Genomic DNA, 15672 nt, shown 5'->3' on the forward strand with positions numbered 1-15672 from the left:
AGAACTTGAGGAGTTCGCCGACAGGGAGCGGCTTGTTCTGGCGGATGGATTCTTCGGCGACGAGGCACAGGCCTGCGCTCCACAGTCCGTCGAGACCGGTGGCGATGGGCTTTTTGCCGGTGCGGACCATGTCGATGCACTGGGCGATCTCCTCGCGCAGTTCAAAGACTTCGCCGCTGTGCTTTTCGAGCTTCACGGTTTCGAGTCTGTCGCCGTCGAAGACTTTGAGGAAGTACTCGGGCTCGAGCGTGCGATCGAGCGCACCGCTCCAGGCAGCCCAGAGAGCGCCCTTGGTGCCGCTGACTTTCACGGTCTGATGATGCTCAAAAGCGGCGAGCGTCTGCGACACGACGGCGTAGCTGCCGTTGGCGTATTTGAACATGGCGCTGAAGTTGTCGAACAAGGTCGGGCGCTGCGGGTCACGCGAGTTGCCGTAGGCATGGAGTTCTACGGGATCGCCGCTGCCTTCGAGATACCAGCGGGCAAGATCGAAGAAGTGGATCGGCTCTTCAAGCACCCAGCTGCCGACGCGGCTCTGGTCGTAGCGCCAGCCACTCGCTCCGGTGCGGTAGGGTTTGCGCGAGAGTTCGACGAGCACGTATTGCGGATCGCCGATGGTGCCTTCGGCGATGATCTGCTTGATGCGGCCCCATTGCGAAGAAAGACGCAGTTCGTGGCCCACGGCGAGATGCACGCCGTGTTGCTGCGCACCGGCGACGATGGCCTTGCAATCGTCGAGCGTGATGGCCATCGGCTTCTCCAAGAGAACATGCTTGCCCTTCTGCATGGCGGCGAGAGCGATTTCGCGGTGCGTGTGGCTTGGCGTGGCGATGTCGATGATGTCGAAGTCGGCCTGCGCGATCATCTCCAGGCTGTCGGCAAAGATCTGCGCGTCGGGATGGAGCTTGCGCGCTTCCTCGCGCGACGCCTCGGACGGCGCGGTGATGGCGACGAGCTGCGCGTCAGGATTGCCGGCGATGGACTGGGCGTGGAACTTGCCCCAGGCGCCGAAGCCGGCGAGAGCGAAACGAACGGGAGATGGCATGGTCGGCAGGAGTCAGGAACGTGGAGCCGTGGTGAGCGGCGTGACAGGATCAGGAACGCGGCGCCCTTGCAGTTCGTTCAGACGCACGGTGGGAAGTTTGGGCAGGACGTGTTTGGCGAAGAGATCGCACTCGTCGAGGTGCGGATAGCCGCTGAGCACAAACGCTCGGATGCCCATGTCCATGTAGCGGTTGAGCTTGGCGAGCACTTGATCGGGATCGCCGACGATGGCGCTGCCGCAGCCGCTGCGGGCGAGGCCGACGCCGCTCCAGAGATGCGGCTCGATGTAGAGATCCTTGGCCTGCTCGCGCAGTTCGTCCTGACGTTGCACGCCGAAGCTCTGGCTGTCCTGCGAGCGTGCTTTGATGGCTGCACCTTTTTCGGCATCGAGTTTGGAAATGAGCCGGTCGGCGGCGGCGCGTGCTTCCGCTTCCGTTTCGCGCACGATGATGTGACCGCGGAAGCCGAAGTCGATCTTCCGGTCATAGGCAGCGGCCTTTTCGGACATCACACGCATGGTTTCGGCGATGCGGTCCTCGGTTTCTGGCCACATGAGGAAGACGTCGCAATGCTTCGCGCACAGATCCTGCGCGGCGGGTGAGATGCCGCCGAAGTAGAGCAGGGGGCCACCGTTCTGCTGATACGGCTTGGCGGGTTCGGTGTTGGGCAGGCTGATCTGATAAAACTCGCCCTTCCACTCGAAGGGGCCGTCGGTGCGCCAGAGGCCCTGCAGAATTTGGATGATCTCGCTGGCGCGTGCGTAGCGCACCTCGTTGCTCTCCTTGATGCCGGGCATGTCGGAGGAGATGATGTTGATGCACAGGCGGCCCTTGGCGATGTGATCGACGGTGGCGAGGGCGCGTGCGAGCATCGGCGGCCAGACCTCGCCCATGCGCAGGGCGACGAGCTGGTTGATCTGCTTCGTCTGTGGGGCCATTGCGGCAGAGAACGCGAGCGCGTCCTGGCCTGCGATCCAGCCGGAGGGCAGGAGGATGTTCTGGTAGCCGAGCGAGTCGGCCTTGCGGACGATGTCGCCGCAGTGCTCGTAGTTGGAGCGCAGCGAACCGTCGGGCACGCCGAGGAACTCGTAATCATCAGAGCAAAGCGCGGAGAACCACGCGACTTCACACTTGCGGTCAACCGTGCGGATTGGTAGAGGGGGCATGAGAGAATACTTGATGAGGATGCATTGTTTCTGCTGGATAGAAGAAGGATCAACAGGCTTTTTATTCGAATGCGAAAAAATCCAATCTTTCAACGTGAAACTCTAGGAGCAGCCGTGCTCCAAGTGCGCAGCGGTCGCGCGACGTCCCGCACGACTTTGGCCAAAGCTCTTGGTATTTCGCCCTCCACGGTCGGACTGTATGTGGATCAGTTGATCGCAGAGAGGTTTCTCAATGAATCGGGACTTAACCAAGGACCGATGGGACGACCGAGGCGGATTCTGACGACACGCCCGGATGCGGGCTGGTTCGCGGGAGTGGAATTCAATGCCCAGCGCATTCAGGCCATCGGAGTCGACTTTTCCGGGGCAGTGCTCGCATCAGTGGTGCAAGTGCTCCCGGCCGAAGTGACAGCTGATCAGGTGATCAAGGCAATTCTTTTGAGCGTGTCGAAACTGGCGGCGTCCACGCGCAGTCCGTTGCTCTCCGTAGGGCTTGGAGTGCCCGGCTTGGTGGACGCGAAGGCGGGGGTTGGATTGCATTATGCGTTTATTCCTGATTGGAACGATGTGCCGGTGGTTGAGCGGATTGGTTCCAGGCTGAATGTCCCCGTAATTCTTCAGAACAATTTGAGGGCGATAGCGTTGGCAGAGCGCTGGTTTGGGGGTGGTCATGAGTTGAGCAATTACGTCATCCTCGGTCCTCGGAGCGGATTCGGTGTTGCCATGGTTCAGGATGGTAAGCTTATCGAAGGAGCGCATCACGCCGCCGGTGAGATGGGACGATGGCCCTGGCCACTCGCTGATGGCAAAGGGAGCTCGCAGGAACTGCATCATGCTCTGAGTGCTCCTGCGACATGGAGGCGGCTGGCGGGAGTCGGCCTGCGTGCGAAACTGCCAGAGGATTTGCGAGAAGGGCTGGCGGAGCTTGCTTCCAAGCAGGGGCCGGAGTGGGACAGCGTGTGTGAGGATTTTGCCCGGGTGATCGGCTGCCTGCAACTCCTCGCGGATACAGGGGTCTTCATCCTCCATGGCCCGTTGACGATGCTTGGGACACGGTTCTGTGAATCAATCACGCAAACGGCGCTGGAACTCATGCCTGCGCTTGGGGCTGCGGGGCTCAGAATTGTGCCTTCCACTCTGGGCGATGATGCCGGGGCCTTGGGCGCTGCAAGTTTGGCGATGGAGGCCTGGATGCCTGCCTGAAACGTCTGGTGAAATTGATAAAAAAACCGGGTGGCAGGATATCTCCCGCACACCCGGTGGTAACTTGTCAGTTTTCCTTACTTCTCGAGCGGCTCTTTGGCGGCCTTCCAGCCGGAGATGCCTGCGGAGAGGTGCTTCACATTGGTGTAGCCCAGCTGGCTGGCGGCGTTGGCGGCAGCCTTGTAGGCGCTGCACTGAGGGCCGCCACAGTAGGCAACGACGAGGGCGCCTTTGTCAGAGGGCAGAACGGAAGCGAGGCTGTCCTTCTGGGTGGCGAAGTTGATCGCGCCGGGGACATGGCCATTCGCGTAGGAGGCGGCTCCGTTCACGTCGATGACGGTGACCTTCTTGTCAGCGATGGCCTGCTTGAGGTCGGCAATGCTGATGTCCGGGAACTCGGCGGCGAAACCGGCGGTGGCGACAAGGGCAAAGACGAGTGCGATGAGTTTCTTCATGATCAGGTAGTGGATGGGTTGAGTTGGAAGTTGCGCGGGTGGCTGTGCGCGGCAGCGGCCCCGTCTTCCGGGGCAAAGGTTTCAGAAGTAGGAATGGCGGAGCAGGGGATGCATCAGGGGTGCTGCTGTGACGCCCCGGGGACAGACTTTATTCCCGATAAAAAACATACCCCCCTGTCCGCCGTAACAGATGAGGGGATAAGACGAGTTGGAGCTATGGCTCGGGAGCGTCATGGCAAAGTAGAACGCTCGTAGATACGTTTTGTTTGGGCAAAAGCTGCAAAGTTATTACAGCGCAGGGATGAACAGGCGCGCGAACCCGTTGCGCAGACGCTGCAGCATTGGTGCGGCCTCCATCGTTTCAAGGGTGATTTCCCGGCTGTGAGCCAGCTTTGCATCCATCTCTGCGGAGAGCCGTTGGCCGAGTTCCGCATCGTGACAGGCAAGGTTAAATTCAAAGTTCAGGCGCAGGCTGCGTGGATCCCAGTTGGTGGAGCCGAGGAAGGACCACACCCCGTCCACGAGGAAAAACTTGGAATGGTCGAACGGAGGCGCGGATTCGAAGATACGGCAGCCTACTGCCAGCAGGTCTGGATACAGGGTTTGTGCAGCCCAGCCGACAAACGGGATGTTGTTCTTGGAAGGGGTCAGGATGGTCACTTTGACCCCGCGGATGGCGCACAGGCGGAGCGCTCCCATCAGAACGAGATTGGGCAGAAAGTAAGGCGTGATGACTTTCACTTCTGCGCGTGCGGCATTGAGCGCGGCAAAGAAGGCTGCCGGCATGATCTCGAGATCTTCGTCCGGACCGTCCACAATACCGATCGCGCTTGTCTCTCCCGAGGAAGATAGCTCGGGAAACCACAGTGGGCCCTCCAGCGTCTCACCGGTGCAGAAAGCCCAGTCTTCCGCAAAGACGCGCTGTATTTGTCCCACGCAGGGGCCGGTGACTTCGAAATGCAGGTCATGCACCGGATGATCAGGGGCACGCGAAATCATGTTCCCCTCCCGGATGTTCATTCCGCCAGTGAAGGCGGTCTTTCCGTCCACCACCAGGATTTTGCGATGGTTGCGCAGGTTCATCGTGATCAGGCGCAGAATGATGCGGCTGGGCATGAAGCGCCGGGCGGGAACTCCTGCCTTCTCCAGCGCCTCCACCACTGGTGGCCAGGAATAGCGGGTGCCCGCGTCGTCCACCATCACCCGCACCTGCACGCCGCGTTTCACAGCCAGCGACAACTCGGTCACAAAGTCCTCGCCGATGCCGGTGGCTTCAAAAATGTAGCTGGCCAGCGTGATGCTGTGCTGGGCACCACGAATTTGCTCAAGCATCCGCGGCATTGCCTCATCGCCATTGCGCAGCAATTCGAGATGATTGCCATTGGTAAAACTGAACCGCGAGATGCGGTCCAATGTGCGAGCCAACTGCTGATGCTCCTGCGCGGCGCAACTGTTGCTTTCGAATGGCAGAGGCTTTTCTGGCACCGGATCATGCCACGGCTCATGCCTTCCGCTGCGGTAGCGCCTTCCGCTGCGCTGGAGGATGTTGATCCCAAAAAACAGATAGAGCAGCGGCCCGATCAGCGGTGTGAACACGATCAGCGCCGTCCAGAACGCTGCGGAGCGGTAGTCGTGGTGTTTTAGCAGCAAATGCACCAAAGCGACGACCGATCCGACGACGGAGGCAAGCGCGAGCACCAACGCCCAAAAGTTCTGTTCAAACCAAGTCATGGTTCAGCATGTGTGGACTGTGGAGAAGTGTAAAGAGACAACAGGCTCGCAGTCTTTTCCATCGTCTTACTCCAGATGGCGCCCGAGCATCAGGTCGAGATTGCGTTCGACGATTTCGCCCATGGATTTGCAGGTGTCGAAGAGGTGGGAACCATGATACTGCCCCAGTTCGGCCCGGAGCTGGACGACTTTTTCAAAGGGTTCCACCGGGTTGTTTTTCATGCAGCGCAGCAGGGCGGCGATGCGCTGGTGTTCGGAGAGGTAGCGGCGTGAAATCAGGCTGCGCTCCTCCTCCTGATACTGCTTCATGGTGGGGAAGTTCAGACAGGACGAGCAGAGCTGGACGACGGCGTTGTTTTCCTTGAAGAACTGCGGGAGGTAGAGGCTTTTGCGGCCTTCATAGCATTGCTGGTCGAAGTCGATGGCGCGCACGCGGTACTGCACCTCTTCGAAGTCGGGCGTCATGTCGACGACGTAGTTGTAGCTGCGCATGTCTCCGAGAAGGCGGATGAAGCAGCGCTCGCTGAATTTGACGAATTCCTTGGCGAGGCGGACGCCGTTGAAGTCCGGGCGGCCGAGGTAGTCGCGGATAAAAACGTCTCCGGGGACACCGGCGATGTGTTCCTCCACGAGCGTGCCCCCGTGGTGCATCAGGTAATTGATGCGGTTTGGTGACAGGAGGTGCTCGAGTTCCAGCCCATACACCCGTGAGGCATCCGCCGTCTTCACATAGAAATGGTCGTAGTTGTCATTGTACTGGTTTACAACGCGAACGCGGAAGGGACGCGAGTTTCCAAACTCGCAATAGTCCACGCGTTCGATGTAGAGATGCGGTACGGCATGAAAATCCCCTGTACGAAGCTGGGAGTAAATGCTGGTGAGCTTCGGATACAGCTCCTTTTGCAGTTCACGCGGATAGATGACGCTGCTCCAGTAGGTGGCGTTTCCTTCCTTGTCTGAAAGCGGGTAGCTCTCAGAGAAGCTGCGCAGTTCATCGTAGGTGGCGGGCAGCGAGTAGCAGCGGCCAAACTGGTCGAGATAGGAGACGAGTTCCTCCGTGACCGGGATGAAATTCTTGCGCTTTGTGATCTCAATCATGCCTGCGTTGGTGTCGCAGATGGTGTTCCAACGTTCGTAGGAGGCTTCAAGAATCCTGTGCGAACAAGGTAGTCTAGGTAATGCCGCATGCGCTCCTGGTCGATCTCCTGGCAGCTGATGCCGGTGCCTTGAAGGCCCTGAAGGGTGTTGCGACAGAATTCTTCGGACTGTTTCTGAACCAAGAATGAAAGAGTCTGGCGTGGAATGAACAACTGGTAGGCCGCCACAGGATTGTCCAGCATGTTCAGGTTGTTGGCGGCCAGGGCTTCTTCCCACAGGGGTTCCGAAATAATGTGGATGGGGTAGCCATTGGCTTTGGTGAGTTTCAATAGCTCCTCAAAGCTGGGGGCGGTTGGATTGATCACATGGTAGTTGTGACCCTTGTCGGAAAGGTTTTTGGACAGTCTCACGATGGCGGCGGAGGCGAAGTCCACGGGGGTCAGCAGACTGCTGTAGCCGGCGTCGGGTCCCACACCGGCCTCAATGCAGGTCTTCAGGAAAAGCCAGACGATGTTGTCGGAGGAGCAAATACCGGTGCGGGCGTCGCCAACCAGCAGGCCCGGCCGGTACACATTCACTGGCAGACCGTGTTCACGTGCCTGTAGAAACAACTGTTCCGAAACCCAACGACTCTGACTGTACCCCACGGTGAGCTTCTGATGCTCTGGAAGCGGGGCGTCTTCCAAGACAGACTCCGCAGCGTCGGAGCGGCTGGCGGACTGGACGGTTACCGATGAGAGGTAGTGAACAGGCTTGAGCCGATGTCGGGCGGCCAGGCGAATGATTTCCAAAGTGCCGAGCACATTGATGGATTTTAGTGTCGCGTACGAGGCGATGTGATTGACGTGTGCGGCGGTGTGGTAAATCACGTCAGCCACGGCGGAGAGATGATCAAAAACGGGCGGTTCGAGACCCAGCAGCGGCTGGGCGAGATCTCCCACCACTGGAACGATTCGGGGCGCGAAGGAGTCTTCCCAGCAAGCATGCAGCGTCAGGTGATCCACGATCTCCTGTCTGGCTCCAGCAGCATCTGCTGCGCTGGTCAGACAGTGAATCTCCGCCCTCGTCTCACGAAGCAAATCGCGCAGCAGGTAGGCCCCCAGAAACTCAAGCGCTCCTGTCAGGAAGATGACTTTGGGCGAACGGATCTGCATCGTATCGACCGTGCCGCCCGCAAACGGAATCTCCCAACGGGATAGGTTGGCGTCCTGAGCGAAATCGTCAGAAGAAGCAGGTGAACTCTGGGGAGTCTCCGGGGCGGCTGCGTCAGTTAGAGGTTTGCCTTTGCCGCCTGTCAAAAGATTGAGCAGGATTTCGGCGAGTTTCCCTGCAGTCGGAGCCCCGCCCATCAGCTGAGCCGTCGGGATGGCGATCCCGGTGAGACTCTCAATCTGATGGATGAGCTCGACGGCCATGAGCGAGTCGATGCCGATTTCATTGAGCGGGCGATTAGGATCGATCTTACTGGGTGAGGTGCGGAGCACCTTCGCCACCTGCTCGCGCAGGAAGGTCTCCAGCAGGCCAAGTTGTTCTTCGGGAGCCGCTCTGAGAACGGAGTCACGCAGGCGGTTGGAGTCTTCGGAGTGATGCTGTTTGAGAGCATCTTCCGTGGTCAGCAGGGCATAACGGGGCGTGGAAATGATGACGGGTGTCACCGTTGCCCACTTGGTCCAGTCGATCTGAGAGACCATGATCTGGCTGATGGCCGTCTGCTGCATCAAGCGGCCGAGGATGGGCAGGGTCTGTGTGGGGGCTAGACCCGCCCAGCCGATGCGTTCGAAGTGTTCTTCGAGCTTTTTGTGCCGGGCGACGTAGCCCACGCCGGACATCACGCCCCAGTTGATCGTGAGGGCCGCGAGTCCCTGCTTCTGGCGATGATTGGCCAGGGCATCGAGGAAGGCGTTCGCGGCGGCGTAGTTGGCCTGGCCCGGGCTGCCGATGATCGACGCCACCGAAGAGAACATGACAAAGTGGTCGAGCGGCAGGTGCTGAGTCTGCAGATGCAGATTCCAGGCACCGTTGATCTTGGGCGTGGTGACTTTTCGAAAACGCTCTGTGTTCAATTGAGGGATGAGGCCGTCGTCCAGCACCATCGCCACATGGAAAACACCGCGCAATGGTGGCTGCGATGCTTCAATTTCCTTCAGCATGGCGGCCACGCTGTCCGGATCGCTTACGTCGGACTTGATCACCATCACGTTTGCGCCAGCGGCCTGCATGGCGGCCACGCCTTCGCGTGCTTCGTCCGTGGAGAGGCCGCTACGGCTTGAAAGCACCAGATGACGTGCCCCTTGTTCGACCAACCATCGCGACAGAGCCAGACCGAAGCCGCCCAATCCGCCCGCCACGAGGTAGGTGGCGTCGGAGTTTAGTTGGAGTGCGGCAGGGGGGGGCGGGGGACTCAGGGAAACCCGGGCGTCCGAAACTCGCAGCACCACTTTACCGATCTGCCGCGCCTGTGTGATGTAGCGGAATGCATTGGCCGCATCGGTCAGGGCAAACGTGCGATAGGGCAGGGCGGGCAGTTTCCTGGAGGCGAACAGCTTTTTCAGGCTGTTCATGATGGGCTTCGCATTGCGTGGATCGAGGGCGTGCCCGAGATCAATCGCGTGATAGGAGAGGTTTTTGCGGAAGGGGAAGAGTCCCACCTTGGTGTTGCCGTAAATGTCTCGTTTGCCGATTTCAAGGAACCGGCCGTACTGACGTAGGATGGACAGACTTTGATGAATGGCCTCGCCCGCGAGTGAGTTGAGCACGAGATCGACGCCCTCATCGTGAGTGATCCGCATGATGTCTTCGGCGAAGGCCAGCGTGCGCGAGTCAAGGACATGCTTCACTCCGACTTTCCCCAGGAATTCGCGTTTCTCCGCGCTGCCGGCGGTGCCGAAAATCTCAGAGCCGGTGGCCTGGGCGAGTCTCACGGCCGCGAGACCGACCCCGCCTGTGGCGGCATGAATGAGGACACGTTCCCCCTTGGTCATGCGGCCTTGATGTGAGAGCGCATAAAACGCGGTCAGATAAGTGACCATCATGGTGGCGGCCTCTTCCATCGTGAGATGGTCGGGCTTGGGGAGGACGGCATGCACCATCGTGGTGACATGCGTGCCGAAGCTTCCAGGAGCAAGCGCCATGACCTCGTCCCCAACTTTAAACTGTGTCACGCCATTGCCGACGCGGATGATGCGGCCGGCGCATTCGTCTCCGAGCAGCATCGCGTCTTCGGCTTCGGCAGGGTAGATACCCAGCGCTTTCATCACGTCACGGAAATTTAATGCCGAGGCGCATACCTCGATTTCGACTTCGTCAGGCCCGGGGGCGCGGCGTTGCTTGGTTCGAAACACCAGCTTGTCCAATGAGCCGGGCTTCGCCGATTCCAGGCGGAAACATTGATCGGCGGCGACCGATGATGGCGGCGACTGTGGGAGGTTTTCCAATGAACCATGCACCAGACGGTGCGCGTAGCGGGCTTCTCCTCGCCAGGCGGTTTCTTCCTCGTTGTCAGAGCGCAGCAGTTCTTTGCAGAGAACTTCGACGTTCGATGCGTCAGGAGCAGGGTCGAGGTCGAGCGTGCGGCAGTGCAGGTCAGGATGCTCGCTCATGATGACGCGCGCCATGCCGGACAAAGGAGACTGCGTGAGCGAAATGCCCTCGATTCTAGCGCCCACAGGCTGGGCTCCTTGGGTGACGAACCACAAGCCCTGCAGGGAGGAAATTCCGACGGTGTTCAGAGCCTGCACCAGGCACAGCGGGCTGTGACAAACCAGTGTTTGTGCCGTCTCAATCGCTGCGGTCGAGAGATCCCAGCCTCGGGGAGTGTCGAGACTCCACAGGTGGACGACTCCTCGTAAAGAGCCGGCTTGCGGCTGCTCTGAAAGCAGGCGGACGTAGTCCTCCACGGCATCAGGCCGCAGATGGACTTCATCAGAAGACACCCGAGCAAAGTGGTCCGAAGGTTTGATCACCACACAACTGTTCTCTCGCTCACGCAAGGTGTCGGCGAGCGACCGTGCCAGGCCTTGTTGATCGGCAAACAGGAGCCAGAGACCCGACTCTGCTGATCCGGTATCAGCGACCGTGACTGCCTCCGCAAGTTCAGGCCCGCGTGCAAGGAGAACCACCTGTGAGGTCTGACTGTGATTCGTGGAATCACTGACGGCTTCAACTTCCTCAAAACCGGCGGCACCGAGGAGTTTGTGCCAGTCGGCTGATTTCAACAGCGGGTGATTGGCGCGCAAGGCAGTGTCTTGAAAGCTCCACCAACGTTCGTTCATGCCAAGAACCAGATCATGCCAGACGGCAGGACGATCGATTTCCAGCACAACGAGCAAGCCGCCTGAGGCGAGCAGTTGACGCACGTGCATCAGCGAACGCTGGACGTCCTGGGTCAGCGACAGGGCGTTGGAAACAAGGATGATGTCGAAACGCTCGTCCGCCAGGTTCTGATCGGCTGGAGGAAGATCGAGGTCGAGTGTTTGATAGTGGATCTCCGAATGATCGCTGAACTTCTTTGCTGCCTGATCAAAGAAGCGGTCCGTCAAATCGGTGTAGAAGTACTCCACACCTGTGCGCGGAAGGCGTGGCAATACACTGGCAGTAACTCCTCCGGAGCCGGCGCCAATTTCGAGGACTCGCACAGGTCTTCCTTCGGGAAGGCTGCGGAGTGCCGTAGCAACAGATTCGCCGATCAGGTGATTGTAAGCGCGTGTGAAAACCGAGCCGGCCTGAAAATGCTCCAGCATGTTCGCCGATGGCAGCGAGGCGGCTTCGCACCTGCCTCGCAACACGTCTGCCAGGCCGTTGGCGCAGCGGTCCAGCAGAAGGAGTTCGGGGTGAAAGCTGGGGAAGTGAAACACGATGTCCTGCCAGAGCTTGTCGCGATTCTGTGCGGCGGGTCTGGCTGTCACGCTCCAAGTCTGTTCGGGCTTCGAGGTGTGCGATTTAAGCCATCCATCCTGTTCGAGCAATGTCAGCAGACGATGCAGCATCCGTTCGTGACCGGACTGCAACTTCAGCCGCTTCATCAGGGCGGGAATCGTAACTTCCTTATCGGGCTTGGGACGCCAGCCGAGCTGTTTGAAAGCGGCAAGAATGTAGCTTCGGCAAAGTTGGTTGAAGCGCGGCTCCCACTCCTGATAACGCAGATTCATTCCGAGCCCGGAACTGAACGACGCGATCTCGCGGCGGAGTTGAACGGCGAGTGCGGCGTTTTTGGGGAGGTAGTCTGCGGGCCTGTGTGCGCGCTGCAAGGAGCCGAGAGGCTTGGGATGCCATTCAGACTGATAGATCCAGTCCGCCTGCGCTCCCGAACCAGGGGACGCATTCATCTCGGCATATTTGCAGAGGAAGTCTGAGACCTCCATCAGCACCTTGCCATCGTCGTCGAGGATGAACAAGTCACCGAGGGTGATCTTTTTGTCGATGAACTTGATCTTGCGCACGTAAGCCCAGACTGACTTCCCGGGACGGGAGTAGCAGCGGATTCGTTCCATCCGGAACGGAAGATAGAGATCGTGATTGTCCGTTCGGATGGCGATCGTGGCTTGAATGCAGGAGTCCAGCAGTGCGGGATGCACCTGATGGCGGTCCATTTCCGCCTCAACGAAAGGAGTGGTACAAACGCGTGCCAAAGCCTCGTTGCAGTTGGACCAAGTTTGTTCGATGCCCTGGAATTGGGGCCCGTAGTTCAGGCTTAGGTGCCTGGCCTTCTGGTAGAAAGCGTCAGCGTCCATGTGGAAATCGCAGCGCTCTTTGATGGCTGCGAGGTCGAAGGGGGCGGGGGGGCGTTGGGAGGGCTCCGAGCGCAATCTGCCTGTCACATGCTCGGTCCAGTTCTGCAAGTCGTTCGACGACTTGCTCTGAATGACGAAGGAGGACTCTTCGGGCAAACAGGCGACTTGAATTACAGGAAAATCATCCCCCGAAGGGATGATGCACGGACGATGGATTTCGAACTCTTCGATCACCAAGGGTTTGCCCTGATGCTGTTCGTGACCTGCGGCCAGGGCCATGTCCACGTAACCTGCACCAGGGAAGATCATGTGCTGTCCCACGCGGTGGTCTTTCATCCACGTCAGCACATTCTTGTTCAAGGGGGTCTCCCACGTCGGGTGGAGGCTGTCGATCCTGAGTTTGATCAGCGGATTCAACTGGGGTTGCGTGCGCAGCCGCTTCGAATAGGCCGGCTCGTTCCAGTAGCGATCTTTTTGCCAGGGGTAGTCAGGGAGGCGAACCGTGTGGCGGGACTGTGGGTAGAGAGCCGCCCACTTCACGTCATGCCCGTTCACATGCAGAGTCCCCAACGATTCCAGCATGGTTGCGCGTTCCGGCTTCTGCCGTCGCAAGGAGGGCATGGCCAGTCCGCTGACATCTGCTTTCGCCAGGCACTCCGTCAGGGACGTGGAGAGCACCGGATGGGGGCTGATCTCGAGGAAATGGGTGTGACCCGCAGTGATTAAGGCCTCGATCGCCGGGGCGAACAGCACGCTCTGCCTCACATTGCGCCACCAGTACGCCGCGTCATAGTCCGTGCCCTCCGCCAGGCGTCCCGTCACCGTGGAATAGATCTTCACGCTTTCTGCCCGTGGCTTTAATCCGGTAAGCGACTCGAGGAGATCGTCCCGAACCGGTTCCATGTGTGCGCTGTGGAATGCATAGTTGACGGGGACACGTCGAACAAAGAGAGACCGCTGCTCGAGTTCTTGGAAAATCTCGTCCACCACGTCGGAGTCGCCTGAGATGGAAACCATCTTGGGCCCGTTGGCTGCCGCCAGCGAAGCCCTGCCTTGGTATCGGGCAATGATCTCTTCAGCCTCTGCCTGCGTCAGTGCGGCGGCTATCATCTTGCCGCGCAGAGGCGTCTGTTCCATGCAGCGGCCTCGATGGTGGATCACGCGTACGGCGGAGGCGAGATCGAGCGCGCCACATTCATGCGCGGCGGCAACTTCCCCCATGCTGTGGCCGACCACGGCGGACGGGCGGATGCCCCAGGACTTCCACAGGGCCGCCAGAGCGACCTGCAGAGCGAAAAGGGCGGTCTGCGCGATGTGTGTTTCATTCAGCCGTGTTTCGTTTTCATCACGCTGCAGTTCATCGAGAAGCGAAACACCGCCGAGCTTGATCAATTCATCGTGGCAGGTCTGGATGGTCTGCCGAAAAACAGGTTCCTTCTCCAAAAGTTCCCGGCCCATCGCCCACCACTGGGGCCCCTGACCGCTGAAGACAAAGACGAGGCGGGCGTTCTTCAGCGGTTGTCCGACATTGAGCCCGGGCGAGGATTCACCGCGCAGGAATGCGTCCAGAGATGCGCTCATGTCGGCGCGTGTGCGGCCGACGGCGGCCAGACGAAGCTCGTGATGCGTGCGCCTGCGGCTGGCTGCGGCACAGATGTCATTTAAGGAAAGAGATTCGTCCGCTGATTCGAGATAGGCCAGGAACGAACTGGCCACGGCCTTTAAGGCCGCATCACTTCCGCGTGCCGAGAGCGGCAGCAGGAGTTCGGATTCATTCGAATGCGGGGGGGCAGGTGCGCGTGCCGTCACGGCCTGTTCTGGCGCCGCATCCAGAACGGCATGAGCATTGGTGCCGCCGAAGCCAAAGGAGTTGATGCATGCGAGCATGCGATTTTTCGCATCTCGTTTCAACGGCGTCGCGGTGACGGGGATCTTCAAACGGAGACGTTCAAAGTTCAGCGACGGGTTGGGATTCTTGAAGTGAAGATTCGGCGGGACCATGCCATGCTTGAGGCAGAGGGCCAGCTTGATCAGACCTGCGATCCCCGAGCCGGCTTCGAGGTGCCCGATATTGGTTTTCACGGAACCGACGAGACAGTCTTCTCCAGGTTTCCGGCCGACACCGAGGATGGTTCCGAGGGCGCTGCCTTCGATGAGATCTCCCACTGCGGTGCCGGTGCCGTGTGCTTCGGCATACTGGATCTCGTGGGGAGAAACACCGGCGAGCTTGCAGGCCTGGGAGATGATCTCCTGCTGTGACCCGCGGCTGGGGACGGTCATGCCCGAGGTGCGTCCGTCTTGATTGACGGCGGTGCTGCGAATCACTGCGTAAATGGAATCTCCGTCCGCGAGCGCCGCCGAGAGCGGTTTCAGGCACACGGCTCCCACACCTTCGCCACGGACAAAACCGTCGGCACTGGCGTCGAAGGCTTTGCATCGTCCATCGGCAGACAGCATGCTCATGCTGGAGAATGCGACGAAGGGATAGCTGGTGATGATGCAGTTCACCCCGGCGGCGATGGCTCGGTGGCACTCCTTGTTCCACAAGGCCTGGCAGGCCATGTGCACGGCGACCATGGAAGACGAGCAGGCCGTATCCACCGCGACGCTGGGACCCTGAAAGTTCAGGGCGTAGGAAATACGGTTTGCGGCAATGCTCGCAACACTGCCCGTGGCCGAGTAGGGGTCTGCCACGCCACGCCCCATGTCGGAGAGCTGGATGTCGCTGTAATCATGCGTGGAAATGCCAACGAACACGCCGGTGTCTTCGCCTTTGACGATGTCCACCTGCTGGCCGCCGTCCATCAAGGCCTCCCAAGTGGCCTCCAGCAGGAGTCGCTGCTGAGGGTCGATGAAAGGCGCCTCGCGTTGGGTGATGCCGAAGAAGGCCGGGTCAAATGTGTCGATCTCATCGATCAATCCCGCCCATTTGGAATAAGTTTTCCCCGGTTTGCCCTGTTCCGGATCATAGAAGCCCCGGTGATCCCAGCGATCGCCTGTGACTTCCTTGATCGCATCCACCCCGCCCATGAGCATCTTCCAAAAGGATTCGGGATTGCTGGCGCCTCCTGGCAGTCGGCATCCGATTCCTATGATGGCGATGGGGTCGAAGGCGGTCGGGTCGGGCATGAATGTGTTTTGAACTGCTTACTTCCTCGCGGTGCGGCTTGTCAAGATACGGGCTGGGAAATAGCATGATCCTTGGCGTTGCACACCGCTCTCACAAAGGCTTGATGACAGGTGCGTG

The 15672-nt window shown here is 59.6% G+C and carries 7 protein-coding genes; 1 reads left to right on the top strand and 6 read right to left on the bottom strand.

Annotated elements, in window-relative coordinates; genetic code table 11:
* Together KDL09_RS21835 and KDL09_RS21840 are read right to left on the bottom strand one after the other, a co-directional pair.
* The coding region (locus tag KDL09_RS21835) for a Gfo/Idh/MocA family oxidoreductase (protein WP_294389871.1) at positions 1-1045 on the bottom strand (1045 nt) is incomplete at its 3' end.
* A gap of 12 nt (positions 1046-1057) precedes the next feature.
* Entirely contained in the window at positions 1058-2209 is a 1152-nt protein-coding gene (locus KDL09_RS21840) for an LLM class flavin-dependent oxidoreductase (protein WP_294389874.1), read from the bottom strand.
* Between the two features lie 24 nt (positions 2210-2233).
* Between KDL09_RS21840 and KDL09_RS21845 the strand changes: the two genes are divergently transcribed.
* Positions 2234-3412, top strand: coding sequence for an ROK family protein (locus KDL09_RS21845; RefSeq protein ID WP_294389877.1), 1179 nt, complete (start codon positions 2234-2236; stop codon positions 3410-3412).
* A 77-nt stretch (positions 3413-3489) separates the two neighbouring features.
* On the opposite strand, the gene KDL09_RS21850 is transcribed toward KDL09_RS21845, so the two are convergent.
* The 4 genes from KDL09_RS21850 to KDL09_RS21865 form a co-directional block, all read right to left on the bottom strand.
* Positions 3490-3867, bottom strand: coding sequence for a rhodanese-like domain-containing protein (locus tag KDL09_RS21850; RefSeq protein WP_294389880.1), 378 nt, complete (start codon positions 3865-3867; stop codon positions 3490-3492).
* A gap of 288 nt (positions 3868-4155) precedes the next feature.
* Positions 4156-5598 (bottom strand): cardiolipin synthase, encoded by a 1443-nt coding sequence (gene cls / locus KDL09_RS21855; RefSeq protein WP_294389882.1) that lies wholly within the window; start codon positions 5596-5598, stop codon positions 4156-4158.
* Positions 5599-5664: 66 nt separating this feature from the next.
* On the bottom strand, positions 5665-6696 hold the full coding sequence (locus tag KDL09_RS21860; RefSeq protein WP_294389886.1) for a hypothetical protein: 1032 nt from the start codon (positions 6694-6696) through the stop codon (positions 5665-5667).
* Entirely contained in the window at positions 6693-15554 is an 8862-nt protein-coding gene (locus KDL09_RS21865) for a type I polyketide synthase (RefSeq protein ID WP_294389889.1), read from the bottom strand. The genes KDL09_RS21860 and KDL09_RS21865 overlap by 4 nt, the downstream gene beginning before the upstream one ends.
* Between the last annotated feature and the right edge of the window lie 118 nt (positions 15555-15672).

Source organism: Prosthecobacter sp. (assembly GCF_020439865.1).
Lineage (GTDB): Bacteria > Verrucomicrobiota > Verrucomicrobiia > Verrucomicrobiales > Verrucomicrobiaceae > Prosthecobacter.